The 22,171-nt window shown below is 45.8% G+C and carries 21 protein-coding genes; 15 read left to right on the plus strand and 6 right to left on the minus strand.

All coding sequences use genetic code 11. The features are described 5' to 3' along the window. Positions 1-157 precede the first annotated feature (157 nt). From WC515_06245 to WC515_06270, 6 genes are all read right to left on the minus strand, one after another. A complete protein-coding gene (locus WC515_06245) occupies positions 158-1,231 on the minus strand; it encodes a hypothetical protein (GenBank protein ID MFA5146951.1) in 1,074 nt (357 codons plus the stop codon). 164 nt (positions 1,232-1,395) lie between these two features. Further along, the gene (locus WC515_06250; protein MFA5146952.1) at positions 1,396-2,895 is read right to left on the minus strand and encodes a hypothetical protein; all 1,500 of its coding nucleotides are present in this window, start codon (positions 2,893-2,895) and stop codon (positions 1,396-1,398) included. A gap of 395 nt (positions 2,896-3,290) precedes the next feature. Continuing rightward, complete coding sequence (locus WC515_06255; protein ID MFA5146953.1) at positions 3,291-4,085, minus strand: alpha/beta fold hydrolase; 795 nt, start codon at positions 4,083-4,085, stop codon at positions 3,291-3,293. Between the two features lie 56 nt (positions 4,086-4,141). Next, entirely contained in the window at positions 4,142-4,387 is a 246-nt protein-coding gene (locus WC515_06260; protein MFA5146954.1) for an antitoxin, read from the minus strand. Between the two features lie 3 nt (positions 4,388-4,390). After that, the gene (locus WC515_06265; GenBank protein MFA5146955.1) at positions 4,391-4,642 is read right to left on the minus strand and encodes a toxin; all 252 of its coding nucleotides are present in this window, start codon (positions 4,640-4,642) and stop codon (positions 4,391-4,393) included. A gap of 472 nt (positions 4,643-5,114) precedes the next feature. Continuing rightward, complete coding sequence (locus tag WC515_06270) at positions 5,115-6,848, minus strand: recombinase family protein (GenBank protein MFA5146956.1); 1,734 nt, start codon at positions 6,846-6,848, stop codon at positions 5,115-5,117. Between the two features lie 88 nt (positions 6,849-6,936). Between WC515_06270 and WC515_06275 the strand changes: the two genes are divergently transcribed. The 15 genes from WC515_06275 (at position 6,937) to WC515_06345 (ending at position 22,158) form a co-directional block, all read left to right on the plus strand. Beyond that, positions 6,937-7,110: a helix-turn-helix domain-containing protein gene (locus WC515_06275; GenBank protein ID MFA5146957.1), complete on the plus strand. Its 174-nt coding sequence runs from the start codon at positions 6,937-6,939 to the stop codon at positions 7,108-7,110. After that, on the plus strand, positions 7,110-9,794 hold the full coding sequence (locus tag WC515_06280) for a DEAD/DEAH box helicase family protein (GenBank protein ID MFA5146958.1): 2,685 nt from the start codon (positions 7,110-7,112) through the stop codon (positions 9,792-9,794). Before WC515_06275 ends, WC515_06280 begins: the two co-directional genes overlap by 1 nt. Beyond that, positions 9,791-11,206, plus strand: coding sequence for a class I SAM-dependent DNA methyltransferase (locus WC515_06285; GenBank protein MFA5146959.1), 1,416 nt, complete (start codon positions 9,791-9,793; stop codon positions 11,204-11,206). Before WC515_06280 ends, WC515_06285 begins: the two co-directional genes overlap by 4 nt. After that, entirely contained in the window at positions 11,203-12,528 is a 1,326-nt protein-coding gene (locus WC515_06290; GenBank protein MFA5146960.1) for a restriction endonuclease subunit S, read from the plus strand. The genes WC515_06285 and WC515_06290 overlap by 4 nt, the downstream gene beginning before the upstream one ends. 1 nt (position 12,529) lies before the next feature. After that, positions 12,530-13,156, plus strand: a complete 627-nt coding sequence (locus WC515_06295; GenBank protein MFA5146961.1) for a hypothetical protein — start codon at positions 12,530-12,532, stop codon at positions 13,154-13,156. Between the two features lie 8 nt (positions 13,157-13,164). After that, the gene (locus WC515_06300) at positions 13,165-13,881 is read left to right on the plus strand and encodes a TIR domain-containing protein (GenBank protein ID MFA5146962.1); all 717 of its coding nucleotides are present in this window, start codon (positions 13,165-13,167) and stop codon (positions 13,879-13,881) included. 324 nt (positions 13,882-14,205) lie between these two features. Continuing rightward, entirely contained in the window at positions 14,206-14,526 is a 321-nt protein-coding gene (locus WC515_06305) for a hypothetical protein (protein MFA5146963.1), read from the plus strand. Continuing rightward, the gene (locus tag WC515_06310; protein MFA5146964.1) at positions 14,523-15,092 is read left to right on the plus strand and encodes a tyrosine-type recombinase/integrase; all 570 of its coding nucleotides are present in this window, start codon (positions 14,523-14,525) and stop codon (positions 15,090-15,092) included. The genes WC515_06305 and WC515_06310 overlap by 4 nt, the downstream gene beginning before the upstream one ends. A 96-nt stretch (positions 15,093-15,188) precedes the next feature. Next, entirely contained in the window at positions 15,189-16,031 is an 843-nt protein-coding gene (locus WC515_06315) for a hypothetical protein (GenBank protein ID MFA5146965.1), read from the plus strand. Next, positions 16,009-16,299: a hypothetical protein gene (locus WC515_06320; protein MFA5146966.1), complete on the plus strand. Its 291-nt coding sequence runs from the start codon at positions 16,009-16,011 to the stop codon at positions 16,297-16,299. The genes WC515_06315 and WC515_06320 overlap by 23 nt, the downstream gene beginning before the upstream one ends. A 1-nt stretch (position 16,300) precedes the next feature. Then, positions 16,301-17,269: a trypsin-like peptidase domain-containing protein gene (locus WC515_06325; protein ID MFA5146967.1), complete on the plus strand. Its 969-nt coding sequence runs from the start codon at positions 16,301-16,303 to the stop codon at positions 17,267-17,269. A 317-nt stretch (positions 17,270-17,586) separates the two neighbouring features. Continuing rightward, positions 17,587-17,916: a pyrimidine dimer DNA glycosylase/endonuclease V gene (locus WC515_06330; protein ID MFA5146968.1), complete on the plus strand. Its 330-nt coding sequence runs from the start codon at positions 17,587-17,589 to the stop codon at positions 17,914-17,916. 195 nt (positions 17,917-18,111) lie between these two features. Then, on the plus strand, positions 18,112-19,011 hold the full coding sequence (locus tag WC515_06335) for a cation diffusion facilitator family transporter (GenBank protein ID MFA5146969.1): 900 nt from the start codon (positions 18,112-18,114) through the stop codon (positions 19,009-19,011). Further along, on the plus strand, positions 19,008-20,744 hold the full coding sequence (locus tag WC515_06340) for an amidohydrolase family protein (GenBank protein MFA5146970.1): 1,737 nt from the start codon (positions 19,008-19,010) through the stop codon (positions 20,742-20,744). Before WC515_06335 ends, WC515_06340 begins: the two co-directional genes overlap by 4 nt. Then, positions 20,734-22,158, plus strand: a complete 1,425-nt coding sequence (locus WC515_06345; protein ID MFA5146971.1) for a glycosyltransferase family 39 protein — start codon at positions 20,734-20,736, stop codon at positions 22,156-22,158. The genes WC515_06340 and WC515_06345 overlap by 11 nt, the downstream gene beginning before the upstream one ends. The last annotated feature ends 13 nt before the right edge of the window (positions 22,159-22,171 follow it).

A 22,171-nucleotide genomic window follows, 5' to 3' on the forward strand; every position in this document is an offset into this window, starting at 1 on the left:
AAAGGCTCGGTCGCGTCATACTAAAATTTCCTCTGTGAAATTTTAGTATTTTAATAGTCTATAGCTTATCCCAAATTTTTCCTTTATAAAAATTTGGGGTCATACTAAAATTTTCTGCCCGACCACAGCTTTTTAGCTTAGCACTAAATGTTTAACTTCACTGAAAAAACTGCTTAGTGATAAAACCAATAGCTCCACCAAATGATAAGGGTTGAAAATCAAACTTAGTTTTAATTCCAGCCCCTACCAAACTTCGGAATCTTGGCAATACTGTCGTCTCGTTGGGGTCAAAAACCCAAAAGCGCTTAATTCTAGTAGGTCCGACTGACCCTAATGCAAAAAAATATCTGAAAAATAGATCACTATCTGGTAAAGAATATCCTAAAATAAAAATATTTTCTGCGTTTCTTAATTCAGCTGCAGCGCGACTCCATACTTTTGATAAGTCTTGTTGGTGCAACATTTTGTTCCAGGTAGGTGGCACAATAACCGGCTCGGATTTAATTAATTCCTGACAATGTGTAAGGCCAGATGTTGATAACTTTGATACAAAATCTAAATGGACCGATTCGATACCATGTAAAAAATGGAAATGATGATTTTTAAAATAATCACTAATACTGAATGGCACTATTTCCCCGCATTTAGAACACTTAGCCCAATTTACAGAACCGTGTAATTTAAATAAATTTACAAATCCTTGCTTAAAATCTTCTGATAAACAATAATTTGCAGGATGATCGTGAAAGTTTAACGCATAGTCTAAACCAATATCATAATTAAAGGTTATTATAGAGCAACGGTTATGATTGGCATTGGCATTTAGTTTGGTAATTAATTCTACAAAGTCATTGTAAGAATTCGGAGGATATATATTCTGATCCTCCACTGGGAATAAGATGGTTTTTTCTAATGTCTTATAAATTAGCCTCTTCATGGACAATAAAAGAGAATCTGTATTGTTTTTAGACAAATTTGGTAACATATTAATCAACTGTCCCATTTCAAACGCAGCAAATACAGATTCAATATTATCTAAATTTAGCTCTGATTTAGAGTGAACTGGCTGTAAGGCAGAAATGGCATTAAATACATCATCAAAATCAGATTTGTATTCACCTAAATTATCAGTTTTTCTTAACTCATCGGCTTTTTCAAGAAAATCAGCCATTAGAGGCGCACCAGCCTCTTTTGAGGCACCAGCACCTAATATAAATACAATCTCGCTCATTTATCCTCCAATAATACACCGATAGTCTAGTATTTGTCCCATAGGGTCCGTTTTCCGCGGAGCCACCTCCTAACCTGGCACCTTTGCAAACGGACCCTATTTAGTCATTTATTGCATTTTTGCATACGAGTGAGGCAGAGAGATTACTAAACTGCTATGATAATTTATTCGCTTTGAATGTTAGATAGTGGGAGAGTATCGTCTTTGCTCAATTTTTTGAAAAAATCGTCTAACTTTTCTTTGGAATCAAAATCTAACAATGTTGGCGTATTTTGAATATCACTTTCATTAAATTCAAGGCCAGTAATATCCTTAACATCCTGTTTAAACGTTTTTACATTTCGCATGCTTTGGAAAACTGGCCACTCATATAAGGATTCTAACGTAACTGTTTTCTCTTGAACAGCAATTTTCAAATTTTTACAAAAAGCTTCGTAATCCTCATTGAGAGCTGCGACGCACGTTTTAAAATCTGCACTGCATGATTGCCAATTGTGCCCATTTAATAGCGCCTTACATTTCTCAACATTCCCTTGCCACTTGTATGTTTGGGCTAAATTTATTAGACCCATAAGCGCTGATATAGAACTGGCCAAATGACGATTGTTTGCATATTCTAGAATTAATTCGGCAGAAAAATATTGTTTGTTTTTTATATTGTTATATGCTGCGTTATTTAAAAATTCATCTGCATATTCTTCGTCTTCTTTCGATTTTTTCCCTCTAGCATGGTCTACCGCTAGTAAATGCAGTAAAATAACTCCTGCGGCATAAAGAATACACCATGCCCGTATAACATATGAATCCGATTTAGAAAGGTCGTTTCCTTCGGCCGGCACCTTAAATGTAAGATTTCGTAGTTTTTTAACACGATTTAAATACTCTCCGCTTGCAATACCACCAGCATGGACAATGGCATGTCTTCTAAGAACTACTTCGCAAAGGTCATCAACAAAAGAGAAGTTTGACCTCAAATCAACATTTAAATTTTCTTTAAAATATTTTATTTGGTCAGATGTTGTATTTCTCTTTAAAAACTCGTCTATCTCATTTTCTATTAAATGTTTTTGTACGTCATCAAAATCGTTAAAACTAAGGATATCTGAATAAGTAATCGTTCTTTCTTTTGGAATAATATCAGGGGAAGACTTAAATTTCCATTCTAATAAACTAGCAAGAACTTTCTCCCATGCATTAACCATTTGCTGAAGTACGGTTTCATGCAGAAGATGCAGGGCTTTATCATTATGCCTGAAGTAATCGCTTAATTTTTTTAGATGAGATATTTCAAAAATTGGAATAATTGCTTCTTTCTTTTTCAAATTCTTTTTCTTAATTGAAAGAGTAAAATTGGCAACAGGCTTTTCCGTTGACGATGCTTTTTTATTTCGTGCTCGCAATTCATCAAGTATTGTTGGCAATTTAGTAAAATTTAATAAAGAGGTATTATTAGCGACTAACCCTATCTCTTGCGTATACTGCCAAAGCACATCAAGTACTGTTACATAATTCTGAGCAATTGACCTAAATTTTTCGACAGTTTTCTCTTTGGTAACAGCAGACCGAATGTCTTTGCTGTTAGCTTTAGGAGTAGGACTGTCTAGGATTTTAATCCCATAGGTAATCTCAACATCTGTTTCTTTTTTTATAGGTTTATTTGTCATATGTTTTTATCCCGGGTTTATATTATACCGAATCGTAAAATACTATTTAGTAAAACAGTAACCCCCAAAGGTTAGCTGGGGCCATCCTACAAGGGGACACCCTATAATTGCGTTCCTAAAATACAAAAGGCAACCCCTTGTGAGAATTGCCTAAATCGCTATATGTTTACTTTACCCATAACCACATCCTTGTGGTAATGGATAGATGATACTCCTTTGGTATTTATATGTCAATTGTCTAAGTGGACACCGTGTTCAAAGATGCCATCCGGATAAATAGTTGGTAAAAATAGTAAAATTTTTCGTCTCTTGGCGCAGGCGGAACTTTTCGTGCCCGCCGAAGCAAAACATCTCTGAATAGCAAAAGCTGCGAAGGCGAGGACCCCTGCCTTCTCTCACCTTTGCAAAAATCTCATTGCGGCTTTTACGAACAGGCCGGGGTTTTCTATGTGTATGCAGTGGGCCGCGCCTTTTACGGATCGGAATACGCTACCGGGGATATTTTTGGCGAGAGCTTCGGCCTCTCTGGGGAGGATCAGCGCATCCTCCTCCCCTTCGATGATAAGTGTCCCGGCCTTTATCCTGCATAGTCGTTTACGCGTATCGAACGAGGCGATGGCGTCTATCTGGCCCTTGAAACCTTTTGCCTGCTGCGGATAGGGGTAGTTTGACCCGTTTTTGACGAACGCCTTTATGAACGCCTTACGGGCAAGGCATCTCTTGGAGAATAGCCAGCGGGCCCATCTGCGGATCCATGCCTCCAAGCTCTTCCCTCCTTTAAGATCTTTATAGAAATCGAGGAAGAGGGCATTATTTCTTTTTGAAGAGACGGAAGAAGTGCTCTCCAGGATGAGCTTATCGACGCGTCCGGGATAACATATAGCAAGTTCCTGGGCGATATAGCCGCCCATGGAGTGGCCTATGATGTGCGTCTTTTTTATCTTTAAATGATCGAGTAACCGCACGGCATCGTCTGCCATCCGTCGGACAGTATATTTCCTATCCGGGATCTCACTGCGGCCGGTCCCGCGGTTATCGAAAGCGATGACCTTAAAATGCGCCGAGAGCCCATCGATGACGCCCGCCCAGCTTGAAATATCGGACCCGAGGCCGGCTATCAATAGGACGGGACGGCCTTTACCGCGGACCTCGTAGTAGAGCGATATGCCGCCGATCTTGGTTTTAGGCATGGCTACATTCTAAACCAGGCAGAAATCCTATGCAACAACAAACGCGGACGGTTTTGCTACGCCTGCGCTATGCGGTGGAGGATCTCTGAAATTAATGTCTGATATTTCACACCCATCTGCCGGGCTTTCTCTTTCAGGCTATTCAGGTCATGGCTATTTACGCGAATATTCAAAACAGCATCTTTCTTTCTTGCTGCTATAGCATTAATGATCTCTTCATATTCCTGTTTATCGGCAGGAACAAAGCGTTCAATGCCGTCTTCGATCATCTGCTCTTCTTTCGTTAATTTAATCCTTCTCATACTTCATCTCCTCTTGTAAAGTTTCATCAATTTCCTGCTTGGATATATTGTTTTTAAAAATATCGCTTCTCCTGCTATTACATACGGCACAGCCCAAAGATAGCCTTTATGTTGGTAAATAAGGATCTTTTGGTTCTCTCTGTTCGGATGCTTACGTATATCGATCAGCTTAGAAGCAATGATCTCTTCAAACGAAACGCCGCGGATCTTCTTAAGGCGCCTGCTCTTTGTCTGGCTCCAACGTATCTCTTTCATATAGTATATACAATTGTATTACTTTGTCAAGTCCTTTTTATATTCTCTCCCCCTATATATAAAGATGCTAAAAACGGCAAAATTATTGCAAACTATTTTAAAATTTTTACGCATACCGCAAAATCCCTGAAAATTGTGCCAAAAATCGCGAAATTGAAAATATTTGAAAAAGCATTGGTGGTGTGCTACAATTCTCGTGGCTCTTTGAGTATTACACTCCCCTGTAGCTCAGTCGGTAGAGCACGTGGCTGTTGGATGAGCACGCGATTTACGGAACGAAGTGAACGTAAATCGCTGTGCGAATTCAATCTCGCCGAAGCATTTAGTCTATTATGCGTTGAATGCGAAGGCGGATGAAAGTTAGCAGCCTCAGGCGGCAACGCCGGAGTGAAAAGCGGGCTAAGTCAGGGAAACCGCACCGTAAAGTCGGCGGCAATCCTGAGCTAGGGCCTTATCGGCCCGAGTGCAGAGACTATACACCCGCCATCCCATTGGGATGAAGAGATAGTCCGACTCTCCGGGTAACCGGAGTCAGATCGTAACCACGCTGTCCGAGGTTCGAGTCCTCGCGGGGGAGCCAATTCATCCTCTTATCAAACCGATGAGAGGCAGAGCCACCAGAAGCAGCTTTACCAACTGATTTTGGTGGCTTCTGTATTTCTGGGGGATTATTGAAGGTTATATCAATCTTGGAAAGGTCGCCATTGTATACTATCTTCTTTATTAAGAGATGGAGGAGTTCAGATTGGCGGTCAGGTGGTAAACTATCAAAGACCTCGGCAAAGCTTCTAAATGCTGCAAGAACATCCACATCCTTGATTTGTTTTTGCCTCTCCTCGTTAATATCGTAATCGACTTTGGAGAGCTGTGCACTAATCTGGTCAAGTCTATCTTGAAGAGGCTTTAGATGCTCTTCAATCATTGCCAGCTTACTCTTCTTTATTGCCTCCATAAATGGAGCAGCCTCATCTCCAATCTTCCGTTTCTCTGCTTCTAAGTGGGCCCGGTCCCTTAATAGCTCGGTGAGGCGTTTCTTAGATGATGAAATAGCTCTTTCAACGAGCTTTGTTGTTAACGGCTGATTGTTTGAAAGGTATTTTATACGGTCAACAACAATATGCTCGAGCTCTCGTGCAGGCACGCTCTTTATCTTGCACGCTGTTTTGTCGCCGTGTGATACGCTTGTGCATTTGTAGTATAAATAAACTTTTCCTTTCTTAATGGATTGATTTGGCGACATCTGGCATCCGCAATGACTACACCATACGAGACCGGTTAAGAGAAGGTTATATTTATTTTCACTTATAGACGACCCACGGGCCCGGTAATTTTGATTTAACATTTGATTTGCCCTATGGAATGTTTTCTCGGATACAATGCCTTTCCATTGCGCTTTATGGAACTCTTTATTGCCACCTTTTCCCGTAGATGTTTTTCCAATGTATGCTATGTTTTTCAAGAGGTTAAGAAGGTTCCCCTTGTTAAATCGTGTACCTCCACGCCATTTACCTTGTTCTGTACGCCACTTCTTGGTTCGATATCCTTTGGAGTTTAGTTCCTGAGCAACTTTTTGGACAGAACCAATGCGGAGATACCGTTCGAAAATCCATTTCACCAGCCGTGCTTCCTTTTGGTTGATAACCAAGATGCCTTTTTCACCAGTCTTGAAATCATACCCGAGCGGCGGATATCCGCCGTGAAATAAACCCTTAGACGCTTGGTATTGCATCTTCTCTCGTGTACGGTCGCTTGCCAGTTCTCGCTCAAATTGGGCAAATCTTAAAACCATATCGAGGTGAAGACGACCGGTCGGAGATGTAGTGCTGAACTCTTGAGTGGCGGAGGCAAGCTCTATTTTATATGCTTGTAAGACTTCCCATAAGGCATAGAAATCTTTCAGGCTGCGTGTAAGTCTATCCAAAGCCTTTACGACTATAAGTGTGAACTTGCCTTCTTTGGCATCTTGAATTAAATGCTTGAGAGCTGGTCTATTAAGGTCTTTGCCAGAGTAGTTTCTGTCCTCGTATCGTGTATTAAATACCTTCCATCCTTCCTCTTCCTTGAGTCCGATATATCTTTTGCATACTTCGTGTTGAAATTCAATCGTATCATATTTTGATTTCTCACGGTCTTCTTGGTGGGAAATACGAGTGTAGATGGCACAGATATGTTTCTTAGGAGGTGTCTTGCTATCCGAAATAATCATAGGGTTATTCCTTCGTTGACTTCGATTATATAGCAAAGTATAATGTTTATCAACAATATATAACTTTACAGGAGGATGTTATATGGTTATGCACGAACCACTTATGACGATTAACGACGTGGCCCAATTCCTGAAGGTTACGACGACAACCGTCAGGAGATGGACCGACACGGGCCTACTCAAGTGCTATCGCATAGGCAAGCGTAACGAGCGCCGATTTGATAAGAAGGACGTAATGAAATATCTCCAGAGGGATAAATAATGCCGATTCCTATGCCAGATTGGAGCGAAGCCAGAACCCGCAAGCAACTCATAGATAAAGAATTATCTGCGAGCGGTTGGGCGCCAATCATTCCTTTTCAAGAAGGCAAAACATATTCTCAGGGCTCAGTCGAGGAGTATCCTACGACCTCCGGCCCGGCTGATTATGTGCTGTTCAACAAGGCACGTGCGATAGCTGCTGTCGAAGGCAAGAAGGTTGCCGTCGGCCCGCAGAATGTCCTGCAACAGGCCCAGCGATACGCAAGAACTATCCAGAATACCAAGTTCAATCTCGGCGAATATAAATTGCCTTTCATCTACTCCACTAACGGAAAGGTATTCTGGTTTCAGGACCTCAGGCATCCCCTTAATCGTTCACGTGAAGTCGCCAGTATTCATACTCCAAATGCTATCGAAGAGATGTTGAATAAAGATACGGAATCCGCAAAGCGTTGGCTTATAGAGAATCCTATTAACAATGACAGGCTGCGTCTCTATCAGCGAGAGGCCATACAGAGGATAGAGCAAGCCACGATTAACCACAAGCGCAATATGCTTATAGCAATGGCGACGGGCTGCGGTAAGACATTTACAATCGTGAACCTGATTTACCGTATTATGAAATCCGGGTACGCTAAGCGAATATTATTCCTTGTCGACCGAAAAGCTCTGGCTGCTCAGGCGGTGACTGAGCTGGCAAGCTTTGAGCCGGAACCCGGCTTAAAGTTCGACAAAATATATGAGGTTTACAGCCAACGCTTTAGGCGAGAAGATTTTGAAGAAGGCGAACGATTTGACCCGAAGGTCCTTCCTACAGAATATCTTACCAATCCTCAGAGCCGTAATGCCTTTGTGTATGTATGCACTATCCAGCGTATGCGTATCAATCTATTTGGAAGACAGACGCAGGAAGATGTTTATATGAGCGAAGAAGAGGATGCCGAGCGGCTGAATATACCAATTCACGCATTCGATGTTGTTATAGCTGATGAGTGTCATCGTGGATATACGGCTCAAGAAGATAGTAAGTGGCGGGAAGTATTGAACCATTTCGACGCTGTCCGCATTGGCCTTACGGCAACCCCGGCAGTTCATACAACAGCTTTCTTTAAGGAGATAGTTTACCGTTATGAGTATGAGCGAGCCGTAAGAGAAGGTTTCCTCGTAGACTACGATGCGATAGGCATTGATTCTAATATTACAGTCAACGGAACGTTCCTGAAGGAAGGCGAAGAAGTCGGGATTCGTAACACCGAGACCGGTCAACTTGTCTTTGACTCTCTGGAGGATGAGCGTCTGTTGGCGCCTGAAACTAATGAGTCGGAATGGACGGCGCCGGACAGGAATCGCAAGATAATCAAGGAGCTCAAGACCTATCTGCTCAAGCAGGAGCAAGAGTTTGGGCGTTTTCCCAAGACATTGATATTCGCAGATAATGATTTGGCTCATACCTCCCATTGCGATATTCTCGTTGATATGCTACGGGACGAGTTTGGCCGAGGAGATGCTTTTGTCCAGAAGATAACGGGTAGCCCTACGGTAGACCGGCCCTTACAGAAGATACGGGAATTCAGGAATCGCCAGAATCCCGGAATCGTGGTTACGGTCGATATGCTTTCAACGGGCGTCGACGTTCCCAAGATTGAAAATATCGTCTTCCTCCGCTCTGTGAAATCAAGAATACTCTTTGAGCAGATGATGGGCCGTGGCACTCGCCTTTGTCCAGAAATCGGTAAGACACATTTCACGGTCTTTGATTGTTTTGGAGGAACACTGCTTGATTATTTCAAACAGACAACGAGTATCACAGCAGATGCCCCTCTTCAGCCGACCGTGACGATTCGTGATATCGTTAAACGCATTGCAAATAATCAGGACAGAGAATATAACATCAAAGTCCTTTCTAAGCGCTTGCTCAGGATATCTAAGAACATTACTCAGGAAAGCAGAAATCAATTCAATCATATTTTGAGTTGTGATATAGCGGAGTTCGCTACGACTTTACATCAGCGCCTTAGTCAGAACTGGTCTGGGACTATGAAGATTCTCCAGAGCGAAACCTTCTTTGACCTCTGTGATAATTACGAGCGGCCCCAGCGGATATTTATCGAAGCTGTTGGCGCCGAAGACACGGTATCGTCTAAGGTCCTGTTCAGAGCCAGCGATGGAAGTGAACTTAAGCCGGACGATTATATCCAGCAGTTCGAGCGCTTTGTCCGTGAAAATCCAGACCATATTCAGGCCTTAGAGATTCTTCTCAATAGGCCAAAGGATTTTCGCACAAAAGAACTGAAAGAGCTTCGCCTTCAGCTTGAGACTTCTCCGATATCTTTGCGAGATAAGTTTAATGAGCGTAATCTGCGCAGGGCCTATCATCAGGAGCTTGCTGATATCGTCTCTATCATAAAGCACGCAGCATCCGGAGAAGAGTTGTTTACGGCTGAGACACGTGTCAATAGAGCCTTTGAAGTTGTTAAGAACCATCGACGATTTACCCAAGAACAAGAGAAGTGGCTCGAGTTAATCAGGCAGCATATGATAGCGAATCTCTTGGTTGAGAGTGATGATTTTGATACCCTACCAATCTTTACCCGAGGTGGCGCATCCTACAATCGTTTGAATAGGATATTTGACGGCGACTTAGACAAACTTATCAATGAACTTAATGAGGCGGTGTTATTATGAGTGATATTGTCCAAAAGCTATGGGGATTCTGTAATACCCTCAGGCACGATGGAGTTGATTACGGCGATTACATCGAGCAGCTGACCTATCTCCTTTTTCTAAAGATGGCCGAGGAGAAAGGCGCCGACATCCCAAAGGATTATGCGTGGAAGGTCTTGAAAGAGAAATCCGGAACTGACCTGACAGACTTTTACGCCGATACATTAAGAGGCCTCGGTAAACAGAAGGGTGTCTTAGGCGATATATATGGGGGAGCGGTCTCCCGATTTAGTAATCCGGTGAATTTGAAGTTTCTTATCAATCTAATAGATGAGACGGAATGGACAGCGCTTAATGTCGATGTGAAGGCAGCGGCTTATGAGGGCTTGCTCGAGAAATCGGCATCGGAAGGCAAGAAAGGCGCCGGTCAATACTTTACTCCTCGTATTTTGATTCAGTCTATCGTTCGATGTATGAAACCGGACCCGATAAAAGTTAAAGATTTCACGATACACGACCCGGCAGCAGGAACCGGAGGCTTCTTAGTAAGTGCATACGAATGGTTATACGCTCAGACGAAAGGCAAATTCGACCGTGATGATGCAAGGCGGATATTGACTAAGACCTATTCAGGGACAGAGCTTGTGGCAAGGCCCCGGCGCCTTTGCCTTATGAACCTATATCTTCACGGCATACACGGCGCTATATATCTCGGAGACGCAATTTATGAGCCTCTAAAGAGTGATAGATATAGTTGTGTCCTTACTAACCCGCCATTCGGGACCAAAGGGGCAAATCAGGCTCCGACTCGAGATGACTTTACTATCGAAACAAGTAATAAACAGCTCAACTTTGTTCAGCACGTAATGAATATTCTTAAACCCGGTGGCCGGGCCGCAATGGTCTTGCCGGATAACTGTCTCTTTGAAGATAAAGCTGGCGAGGTAATGGAAATCCTGATGCAGGACTGCAATCTACATACGATTTTACGACTCCCTCGAGGGACATTTACTCCATATAGTCAGGGTGTTAAAGCGAACGTCATCTTCTTTCAGAAGGGTCTTAAGACACAGGATGTCTGGATATTCGATGCTCGCTCAAACGTTCCCGGAATCACTAAGAAAGACCGGCCTCTATCTCCGAAGCACTTCGAGGAGTTTGAGGCTTGCTATGGCGCAAACCCGGACGGTCAGAGCAAACGTAAGGACTTAGGTGAAGAAGGTCGCTTCCGCAGTTTCTCCATCAAGGAAATTAAGGACCGTGGGTATAAGCTCGATATCACTTGGCTCAAAGATGACTCGCTTGAGGATAGCGCTGAGCTTCCTGAGCCTCAGGATTTGGCAAGCGAAGCAATAACAGAGCTCGAGGCAGTAGTTGATGACCTGCGTGAAATCGTCGAGCTGATTGAAAAAGAAGAAGGCATAGAAAAATGAGTATCGATTTTCCACAAGGCTGGTCCGAAGTAGAATTACATAATTGTGTAGACGTGCTCGATAGTCAGCGAGTTCCTGTTAATTCAGATGAGAGAACTAAACGACAAGGCAAGGTTCCTTACTACGGAGCAACAGGACAGGTCGGATGGATTGATGATTATCTATTTGATGAAGAATTACTGCTTATTGGCGAAGATGGGGCTCCTTTCTTCGATAAGACAAAGCCTATTGCATATATAATCAATGGCAAAAGTTGGGTTAATAATCACGCTCACGTTTTACGTGCGATATCTAACATTACGTCAAATATATATCTAAAATATTTCCTTGATTGGTTTGATTTCCACGATTATGTGAATGGAACAACCCGGCTTAAATTAACTCAAGGGTCAATGAATAATATTCCAGTTCGTCTTGCTCCTATCAATGAACAAAGGCGTATTCTTGCTAAGTTTGAAAAGCTATTAGACAAGGTATCTGCCTCGCAAAAGCGACTCGAGAAAATCCCTATCATCCTCAAGCGCTTTCGTCAATCCGTCCTTGCCGCCGCCTGCTCCGGGCGACTGACTACTGATTGGCGAAAACATTATCAAGAGAAGGATAGTCAGTGCGTAGATTCAGACAATAATAATGACTTGCCTGAAGGATGGACTGAGACAGTATTAGGAGAAATTGGTAAGTGGTGTTCGGGTGGAACACCATCTCGACGGAATACAGAATATTTTGGACAAGGGGTTCCGTGGGTGAAAAGCGGCGATTTGTTAGATGGTCCAATAATAAGAACTGACGAGCAGATAACAGAGCTTGGTTTGCAAAGCTCTTCCGCTAAACTGATGCCAACCGGAACGATTTCAATGGCTTTGTATGGCGCAACAATAGGCAAGCTTGGTATAATGACATTTCCGGCAGCTACAAATCAAGCCTGTGCAAATGTTATTTCTAACGAACACATCATTAAGCCAAAATACCTTTTCTATTATCTTTTTTCCGAACGGCAACGTTTTATTGAACGTGGGCAAGGAGGCGCTCAACCAAATATTAGTCAGGAAATTGTTCGTTCTCATCCCATAAGTTTGCCTTCTATTGATGAGCAGGAAGAAATCGTTCATAGAGTAGAGGCATTGTTTGCACTGGCTGACCAACTCGAGGTTCGATATAACAAAGCAAAGTCACAGGTTGATAAGCTCACGCAATCCATCCTCGCTAAGGCGTTCCGTGGTGAGCTGGTTCCTCAGGACCCGGCTGACGAACCGGTGGGTGCGTTACTTGAGAAGCTTAGGGTCTCGAAAGAATCAAAGCCAACAGTCCGAATGAGAGGTTAATATGGAACTGATACGAATATTCGTTGATAAGGATTTCAATATCCAATGGACATTGAATCCGTGGGTGGTCATAACGGTTCTCATAGGCATTTTGGTCTTTATAAGAATTAGGCAGGGCATCTTGCATAAGGACTATGAGATTGATGAAGCAGAGTTGGGAATTGGCTCTGCAAAGGTAAAAATAAAGCCCAACTATGAGGACTTGCAAATCGCCTATAAGTTATTAGTCGAACTAAGCACAAGAAAGATTGGCCTACTCATTGATATAGAGCACGATGTTATTGTTGAGGTATATGATTCTTGGTACAAGTTCTTCGGCGTGACCCGTGAGCTGATAAAAGACATACCGGCTTCGAAGATACGCAAGAGTGAAAGCACTCGTAACCTTGTCAATATCGCCATCGAAGTATTGAATGTGGGTATACGACCCCACTTAACCAAATGGCAGGCGAAGTTTCGTCGATGGTATGAGAATGAGTCAAAGGCTGGAAGTAACGCCGGTCTATCGCCGCAACAAATACAGAAAAAGTTCCCCGATTACAAATCTTTAGTTGAAGATATGCAGAACGTTAACAAGAATCTCATTAAATATAAAGACGCATTAGATAGAATTGTTATGGGTAAATAGGAGGAAATATGAACTTTCCATTTGAAACCCCTTTGGAACGCCTGATAAGAGAATCTCGGGAAAAGCAAGAAGCAGAGAACAGGAAAAAGCTTCTGAGCGGTTTTCTTGGGTTAGCAGCAGGGTATCAGAGCAATCCATACAGTACAATATTGGGCTCCGGTCTTCTGCCTACCAAAAGGAACGTCTTTATCTCATATCACCACGGTGACGATGCGGAAGTTAAGACGTTTATTAAGAGATGGACTGAGGCTGAGTCAGTGTTTACTCCTAAGGGATTAGGATTGAGGTTCACCGATGATATAATAAAGAGCGACAATCCGGAATATGTAATGTCACAGATAAGAGCGAAGTATATTCAGGATGCCAGCGTAACCATTGTGTTGCTCGGAACGTGCACACATAGTCGCAGATATGTTGACTGGGAAATCAAGGCGAGCTTACGTCAAGAGAAGAATGGATTACCTAATGGCCTATTGGGCATCATATTACCATCCCGTGGCAACACAGCCCATCTTCCTGAGCGATTCGCAGCTAACTGGACAGATGGGCACATTAACTGCTATGCTCGTTTCTGGGTCGCCCCAAGCTCTGCAACGGAACTACGAGGATGGATTGAAGATGCCTATTCCTCAAGAACAAAGAAGGCACATCTAATTAAGAACTCGGCGGATATGATGAAGAATAATGCAACGTGTCAGTCTTGCGGATATACGCATCCTGCATAAAACAATCCGGCTACCTACCGTTAGTTTTGTCTTGACCTGAACAATATATCAATGTATACTATTAGTAATTACTAAATAACTATGACATCCTATCATCAGGTCAAATTCCATACAGTAAAGGAGCTGCTTCAGCAGGCCGGTGGAAAGGTCAGCAAGAAGATGTTTGAGTATATGAGAGATACCGTTAAGTTACTCCCATCACCCATTAAGACAAGTCGAGGTCGTGGCTTGATTACATATTATCCACAGTCAGTAGCAAGCTTATTCCTGCGGGTATTGAACGAGCAAAAGGATGGCTTCACGCTTCGGGAAATCAAGGAGAAGTTGAAGACAGAGATATCTGAAGCATTTGATGAAACGGAGTTCTGGCGTCAGGAGTTCAGCGCAAAACCCATCTCAGTAGCAGAATATTTGAGAGCAGCTGACCATCCCGGTTCTTCTTTCAAAATAAAGTTAAAGAAGGATGATATATTGATTTCGCAGGGTAAAACAGAGAAGGATAAGATAAATACGGAGTTAAAATCACTTTGTCATTCTTGGGATGGTAAATCGATGGGTACTCTGAAAGCAATCAAAGAAAATATCGAGGCGTTAGAGAAGATTGAAATCGCTGAGCGTGTATTTGTGAATGTGAGGCCATCGTGAAACGGCAAGGGATTCGGTATCTTATAACCGAACAGAAGCAGCTGTTACTCAAGACCTTGAAAGTTCGTAGGGATGCTATCAGGCAATATATGATGTATAGCCTGATGCTGAACACAGGTTTGCGTTTGGGCGAGGTCGTCGGGCTTAATGTAGGAGATGTACAAGGCAGAACTGTTCTCGAGGTTGTTGGCAAAGGTTCTAAATCTCGTGAGATACCATTGAACAAGGCTACGAGAGAGCATATACAGGCCTTCTTGGATTGGAGGAGAAGGAATTATGGGTTACCGCTTTCTGACGACCCTCTCTTCACCAGTCGGCTCGGTAAGCGCATTAGCAAGCGAGCCGTTCAAAGAGACCTTACCAAATGGATAAAGAAGGCTGGTATTGAAGGGCATTTTACGCCACACGCCCTCAGGCATACGGTCGGTACAGAACTACTGAATAAGACCGGGAACCTACGGGTCGTGCAGGAATTTCTCGGCCACGCTGATATATCTACGACCCAGATATATACACACGTCAGCCGGGAACAGATACAGCAGGCTGCGGAGCTGCTCGTATCGTAACGACGCTTTATATAGAAATAGCGGCGTTGTGATTCATCCGCAAGCTTGGAAATAAGCCAAAATTGCGGTATAAAGCGGCGTTCGAATCAATCCGAGGTGGACAAAGTGGACAATAATGGCCCGGTATGGAGACGTGATGAGAGCGGGATTGCCATTGATGTTGAGTTTGGCCCCATCGAAGTTGATGTCGAGTTCCCCATATCGGAACGTGAGTATGGATGCCATATCGATAGCTTTCTTGAATTAAGGGCCAAGCGGATTCAGAAGGAGCTTGGATATTACTTTGCTGAGCGTAAGCCTATCAGAGAAGTGGCCCGGATAGTCGGTGTATCGAAGTCGCAGGTCTTCAATGATATCTCATCGTATCGCAAGCGAATCGTTGGGGAAATCAAGGACGATGTTCGTTCAAATCGGGTAGCTATTAAGTTCTTGGTTGAGCTAATAGCTCAGGTCAATAGGCGAATAGAGATGCTCTTTGACCAGTATTACTATTTCGCAGACTGTATAACCCTTGAGAAGATACCGGTGGCAAAGGCAGCTCAAAGGATAAGGCAGAATCCGCAGGCCAGAATCCGAAATCGGGATGAGATTAGAGAGAGCTCTCGCTCTGTTCGTGTCTTTATGGATTCGCAGCGTAATATCGTTGCACAGCTTCGAGCAGAAACTCAACAGCTCCTCGATATATATAGCTCGTTCGGTTTGTGCTCTGGGGATGCGTTCGCTGAAATTCTGAAGGACGATTTGAACTTTGAAAAGAAGATTGAACAGTTCCGGGCCTTCTTCGCCAACGCAGCCGAGATAATCAAGGAAGAGGTTACGGATGCCGAGCAGAGACGGAGAATATTTAATCGCTATGCTCTGGCCGTTGATGACGTTATCAGGAAGACCAATACTGTAAAAGAGGAGCACGAGGAAGATGATGCTGGATTATTCGCCTAAGGAGCGCTTCGATAAAATAGTCGAGATATTAGCCGAAGGTACTATCAATCTCATCAGATACAAGGCTAAGCTATCTTTAACGATGAGACAGAGTATGCAGGAATGGCTGGGAAAGGTTATGGGGATAATGGCTAAGAACAAGTTCATCAAATCCTGCACCATTACCACCTCATTTGCTGAGACCAATATCGAGAAGAATAGGCAGAGACGCTATGTAGAGCCGACCGGTAAGACTTATTCCCTTTCCCAAACGATTGTTCGTGACTAAGATGAAGAATTTGATATTGTATGGGCTTATAATAACACTGCTGGTAACTGGAGGACTTGCTATGGCTACAACCATTCCATCTCAAGTTAAAGACATCGTCACTTTCATATTTATTAAGGCCCCTAACGGCCAACTCGTCCCTAATGGCACTGGATTTTTCGTAGGTGTCAAAAGCGAACAAGATACGGCAAAATCTTTTGTCTATCTTGTCACAGCAAAGCACGTATTACAGGACAGTAGTAAACAGTATTACGATTCAGTATATATTCGTCTGAATAAGAAGGATAGTGGCTCTGAATTTATCCAGATACCGGTGAAGGAGAACACGACCGTATTCTTACATCAAGACCCAACCGTTGACATTGCGGTCATCCCGGCCCTCCCAGACCAGAAAATATTCGATTTCAAAATGCTTCCAGAAGAAATGCTGACTACAAAAGAACTATTTGAAAAGAACCATATCAAAGAGGGTGATGAAGTGTTCTTCACGGGACTCTTTACTGGTCACGTAGGTGCAAAGAAGAATTATCCGATTGTGCGTTTCGGGCGTGTCGCAATGCTCACAGACGAAAAGATTGAGTGGGAAGGAGAGTTGGTCGACCTGTACTTAGTGGAAACACAGTCGTTTGGCGGGAATAGCGGGGCACCGGTCTTCTTTTATCTCGGAGCGATACGAGACCCCGGCGTTATAAGGGTGGGTACGCCTAAACTATTTCTTGCCGGTGTGATGAAGGGTAGTTTCAATAAAGGTAACCCCATAAGCGTGGTGCAAACCAACACAATCCCAATTGCGTATGAAAATCTGGGGATAGCCGCTGTTGTTCCGGCGTATAATCTGCACGAGATACTCTTTTCAGACAAGCTCAGGGCGATAAGGAAATCGGCGCAACCCGTACCTGATGCTCAAGACCCCTCAAAAGCCCCTACCGTTACAGATACGGCAAAGGAAACAACCTCTTCAGGTAAGTAGCCGGGATACGGTCCCTAATAACGTCTGGAAGGTCATTTGGGACGTGATACGTAGGTCTCAGGACCAGACGCTTCTGACCGTGAGCAGTCCTCAGGATATCGAACTCAAATTCATCCGTAAAAGCAGTTTGAATAGAGAACGTCTCGGGGAGCCATAAATTAAAATGCCCATTGTGTAAACAGTGGGCATTTTAATTACATCGGACCATGGCGAGACAAATTCCGAAGGAATTTGGCCGCCGCTTATGGTCCGATGGAACATAACCCTATGTAAGTAAAATACTTGCGTAGGGTTTTGTTTTGGAGTATTATAAAAATATGAGAATATGGGATATCGCTCCAAAAAAATTATGTCGTAATCATCTATTGGGAGAACACCGAGAATTACATGCAATATGGTCTGTTTTGACAAGGAATAAAAAGGGGTATTCTCGGCATCCGGAAACATTAAGATGGAAAGGCAAATTGGCAGCTCTATATGCAAGGCACAAGATGCTTACCAGTGAAATGAATCGTAGAGGATATAATCATTATAGCAATCTTAATCGTGGGCTTGCAACCGGCATCAGAAAACAATATATATTTGTAGATTCTCGTAAAAAACAAATAGAAATCTTACGGGATAAGAATTGCAGTTGCAAGGTTTAATTCACTAATCATTTTCTCCGCCTCCTCCGTATACAAAAACCTTATAGTCTCCTCACCATCCACAAAATACCCGCAAGTCGTAGCCGCCGTTTCAACGTCGGCTACTCTGTGGATAACTTCCCGGCTCGATCAAATACTAGAGGACAGCGGCCGTTTTTTGATGTAAAATGGCGATACAGTATAACGGAGGGTAAGATGGCCAATGTCAATGCCAGGAGAGAGATATCCGTCCTGAGCGTATCGCTCTGGCTCACCGTAGGGTTCACATTTTTAAGCGTCGCGGTAGCGCTGCTGAGCGATTCACAGACCCTGATGCTTGACGGCGTATACGGCGTCGTGGACGTCATACTCTACATATTCGCCATATTCGTCGCGAAGAAGATATACGAACCGCCTAACGAGAAGTATCACTTCGGTTACGCTAAATTCGAGCCTTTCATGACCGCGGTGGAAGGCGTATTGATCGTCTCCATATGCATAGCGAGCATCATGTCAAGCCTGCAGGATATAGCCCACCCCGACCCCATCAACAACAGCCGCGCGGTAATACTCTATGCGCTCGTCAGTTTCTTCATATGCGTCGGGTTCGGCAAATATATGCGGATGGTGGCGAAGAGGTGGCATTCCCAGATCCTTATGGTCGACAGCGAATTCTGGGTCCAGTCGGGCATCATAAGCGGCATCATATTCCTGGCGTTCGGGGTGACGCACTTCCTTTCAAAGACGACCCTGGCGGTATACGAGGACTATGTGGACCCGGTCCTCTGCATACTCTTTTCCCTCTTCCTCCTGACCAAACCTTTAAGCATCATCAGGGAGAGCTTCTTCGACCTTGTGGACGCGAACCCCGGCAAGGAAATGACCGCGACCATCAGGGATTTTATAAACGAAAGCAACAAAAGATACGACCTCGGGGGCGTCAAATGGGTAAAGATCAGGAAGGCCGGCCGTAAGGCATTCGCCATCGTCTCATTCAAGGCAGACGATAATAAGAGCGTAAAAGAGCTCGATCTTATACGGCTCAATATATGTAATGACGCCTCAAGGGTCAACCAGGCCCTGGAGATCATCATCCTCTTTAACCGCCATATATGAGATCGATACGCGTTTTGACATCGGCCGCGGCGGCGGTCATCTTCTTGTCCCTTCTCACGCCGGGGGCAGTCCCCGCGGAGGATAGATCCCCCGCCGACCTTCTACTATTACACGGCCGCATCTACACATCCGACCCGGGCACACCCTGGGTCGAGGCACTCGCGGTCCGGGGCGGCGTAATACAGGCGATGGGCGCGGACCGCCAGATCGAAAGATACCGCGGCCCGCATACCGGGGTGATCGACCTGGGCGGACGCATGGCCATGCCCGGGATCATCGACAGCCATACACACTTTCTACAGGGAAGCAGGGGCCTCTCATGGGCGCATCTCGACGGTGTCCGCTCGCCGGGTGAGATGAAAGAGCGCATACGCGGCTATGCCGCCGGCCATCCGCAGGAGAGCTGGATCCGCGGCGCCGGATGGACATACGACGTCCCCTACCCCTCCGGGCTGCCCGCAAGAGAGCTGCTCGACGAGGCCGTGCCGGACCGGCCCGCGGTGATGGAGTCGTGCGACATGCACAGTTACTGGGTGAACTCGCGGGCGCTCGAGATGGCGAAGATAACGCGCGATACGCCCGACCCCCGGGAGAACGGGACCGTCACCGGCCGGATAGTGCGGGACCCCAAAACCGGCGAACCGACGGGCGTGCTGAAAGAGGCGGCCATGGTGCTGATGCGTAATGTAATGCCCGAGCCTTCGAAAGAAGACGACCTCGCGTCTCTCCGCAACGGGATGGCGTATGCCAACCGTCACGGCGTTACGACCGTCGTCAACGCGAGCGGTGACATACGCGAGATGGAACTATACGATGAGCTTCACCGGCGCGGCGAGCTTACGCTCCGCATAAAGGCGGCCATGGGAGAGATCGCCGGCGCCAGACACCGCCTTACCCCGGAAACGATGGCGGCATTCGAAGAGACGAGGCGCCGCTTCCGTGATGATTGGGTGATGACGGGCCTTATTAAATTCTTCCTCGACGGCGTGGTAGAGACGCACACAGCCGCAATGCTCAAGCCGTATTCCGACGACCCCTCGCAATCGGGCGGCACAAATTACTCAAAAGAGGAATTCGACGCGATCGTCACGGAGCTGGACCGGCGCGGCCTCCAGGTGATGACGCATGCTATAGGCGACGCCGCGGTGCGGATGGCGCTCGATGCCTATGGAGCGGCTGAAAAGAAGAACGGGCCGCGCGACAGGCGGTTCCGCATCGAACATATCGAAGTGCTCGATCCGGCCGACCTGCCGAGGTTCGGCGGACAGGGCGTGATCGCCAGCATGCAGCCGCTCCATTTTGCCGGTGGCGCGGATTCGGAGCAGTGGCGGCGGAATATCGGCCCGGGGCGCCTGCAGGAAGGGTTTGTGTGGTACGACCTGGCCTCTGCGGGAGGCAGGCCGGTATTCGGCAGCGATTGGCCGATAGTGACGATCGACGCGTTCCAGTCGATGCAGACGGCCGTAACGCGGCAGACCGTTGAAGGGGACCCGGAAGGCGGATGGTTCCCCGCACAGCGCCTCTCCCTCGACCAGGCCCTCTCGGGCTATACATGCAGGGCGGCCTATGCCGCTTTCCTCGAAGACCGTACCGGCACAATCGGGCCGGGTAAGCTTGCCGACATCATCGTGCTGTCACAGAACCTCTTCGAGATACCCGCGCGCGATATCGGGAAGACAAAAGTCATGCTGACGATGGTCAACGGAAAAGTCGTGTGGCGCGATGGAATATAGGAAAGACCTGGGACTTTACCATAAAATTCTCTTCGCATCCTTTGCCGTCCTCGTCTTCGCCGCCAAGTTCGGCGTCCTGAATACGCCCTTCCACTGGGACGAGATCGGATGGGTGAACGCCGCCCACTGGTTCAGCGAGAACGGCCTCTACCGCTCCATGCCCGGGCTCTACCCAAAGGGCCTAATCTTTGGTCATCCGCCGCTCCTTTCCCTCACCGCGGCCGCCCTATATAAGGTATTCGGAGAATCGGTATGGCTGACCCATCTTTCCATATTGCCGTTCTCATTCATCGGCATGCTCTTCACGTATCTCATCGGCGAACATTTCTACGGGCGGCGTACGGGGATCCTGGCGGCCCTCTTCCTATTCTTCTCCCCCGTCTACTTTGCCCAGTCGGGCATGTTCCTCGGGGACCTGCCGGTAGCGGCGCTCGGGGCGGCAAGCGTATACTTCATGTTGAAGAAGAGATACGGATATTACCTCGCGGCCTCTCTCCCGATGGTCCTCATAAAGGAGACGGGGATAACCATCGTCATCGCGATCCTCGCATATATGCTCCTTGCGGAAAGGAAGAAGGCGAAAGCCATCCTGCCCGAGATACTGAAATACGGCGTGCCGCTCCTGGTCATCGCGATCTTCTTTGTGATACAGAAGGCCGCCGCAGGAAGACCGTTCTTCATAGTGTGGGATAAATTCAAATTCTTCGTCTTCGGCCTGAGGAACATAAAGCTCTTCTTCATGATAACAGAATGGATATTCTTCTCCCAGCTCCGTTTTGTCTTCACCATACTCATATGCCTTAACCTCTTCCTGCATGACGGGTCGGAGCGCAGGAAGGAGCTCCTCCTCTTCTCGCTCATCATATTATTCTCCGGATACTCATTCTCTTTCCTATTCTTCCTGCCAAGGTACCTGATGTCTGTACTCCCTTTCATATCTATAATGGGGGCGTGGTCGTTCACGGAACTGGTAAGGACGCGGGCGCTCCGGGATATTGCCGGGGCCGCCATGGTCATCATGCTGGCCCTGTCTATGGATAAAGCTGAGGACCCCGGTACGGGCGAATGCACCATGAAGTACCTCGACATAGTCAACGTACAGAAGGCGATCTCCCGATTTATAGAAGAAGGGTTCCCCGGTTCGGCCGTCCTGACCGCCTGGCCGCAGGCGGAAGAGCTTTCCAATCCTTACCTGGGGTATGTGGACAAACCGGTAAAGACCGTGAGATCGGCCGGGCAGGACGGCTTTGACCTCATACTCTATTCAGCCCCTTCGAGCGACGGGAAGGCCGCGTTAAGAAAGTACGCTTTGAAGAACGGATTTTCCCTGATCAGGCGCCTGGAAGGGCGCGGTGGTATAGTCGCGGAACTATACGGCAGAAATTATATTGCGGACGGGTCCTCTTTAAAGTAAAATGGATAGACGT

The sequence above is a fragment of the Candidatus Omnitrophota bacterium genome, from assembly GCA_041650805.1.
GTDB lineage: Bacteria > Omnitrophota > Gorgyraeia > 2-01-FULL-45-10 > 2-01-FULL-45-10 > JBAZKM01.

What these genes read in the sequence shown, in the direction of transcription:
- WC515_06245 (MFA5146951.1), bottom strand. Translation starts at nt 1,231, where the DNA reads ATGAGCGAGATTGTATTTATATTAGGTGCTGGTGCCTCAAAAGAGGCT.
- WC515_06250 (MFA5146952.1), bottom strand. Translation starts at nt 2,895, where the DNA reads ATGACAAATAAACCTATAAAAAAAGAAACAGATGTTGAGATTACCTAT.
- WC515_06255 (MFA5146953.1), bottom strand. Translation starts at nt 4,085, where the DNA reads ATGCCTAAAACCAAGATCGGCGGCATATCGCTCTACTACGAGGTCCGC.
- WC515_06260 (MFA5146954.1), bottom strand. Translation starts at nt 4,387, where the DNA reads ATGAGAAGGATTAAATTAACGAAAGAAGAGCAGATGATCGAAGACGGC.
- WC515_06265 (MFA5146955.1), bottom strand. Translation starts at nt 4,642, where the DNA reads ATGAAAGAGATACGTTGGAGCCAGACAAAGAGCAGGCGCCTTAAGAAG.
- WC515_06270 (MFA5146956.1), bottom strand. Translation starts at nt 6,848, where the DNA reads ATGATTATTTCGGATAGCAAGACACCTCCTAAGAAACATATCTGTGCC.
- WC515_06275 (MFA5146957.1), top strand. Translation starts at nt 6,937, where the DNA reads ATGCACGAACCACTTATGACGATTAACGACGTGGCCCAATTCCTGAAG.
- WC515_06280 (MFA5146958.1), top strand. Translation starts at nt 7,110, where the DNA reads ATGCCGATTCCTATGCCAGATTGGAGCGAAGCCAGAACCCGCAAGCAA.
- WC515_06285 (MFA5146959.1), top strand. Translation starts at nt 9,791, where the DNA reads ATGAGTGATATTGTCCAAAAGCTATGGGGATTCTGTAATACCCTCAGG.
- WC515_06290 (MFA5146960.1), top strand. Translation starts at nt 11,203, where the DNA reads ATGAGTATCGATTTTCCACAAGGCTGGTCCGAAGTAGAATTACATAAT.
- WC515_06295 (MFA5146961.1), top strand. Translation starts at nt 12,530, where the DNA reads ATGGAACTGATACGAATATTCGTTGATAAGGATTTCAATATCCAATGG.
- WC515_06300 (MFA5146962.1), top strand. Translation starts at nt 13,165, where the DNA reads ATGAACTTTCCATTTGAAACCCCTTTGGAACGCCTGATAAGAGAATCT.
- WC515_06320 (MFA5146966.1), top strand. Translation starts at nt 16,009, where the DNA reads ATGATGCTGGATTATTCGCCTAAGGAGCGCTTCGATAAAATAGTCGAG.
- WC515_06325 (MFA5146967.1), top strand. Translation starts at nt 16,301, where the DNA reads ATGAAGAATTTGATATTGTATGGGCTTATAATAACACTGCTGGTAACT.
- WC515_06330 (MFA5146968.1), top strand. Translation starts at nt 17,587, where the DNA reads ATGAGAATATGGGATATCGCTCCAAAAAAATTATGTCGTAATCATCTA.
- WC515_06335 (MFA5146969.1), top strand. Translation starts at nt 18,112, where the DNA reads ATGGCCAATGTCAATGCCAGGAGAGAGATATCCGTCCTGAGCGTATCG.
- WC515_06340 (MFA5146970.1), top strand. Translation starts at nt 19,008, where the DNA reads ATGAGATCGATACGCGTTTTGACATCGGCCGCGGCGGCGGTCATCTTC.
- WC515_06345 (MFA5146971.1), top strand. Translation starts at nt 20,734, where the DNA reads ATGGAATATAGGAAAGACCTGGGACTTTACCATAAAATTCTCTTCGCA.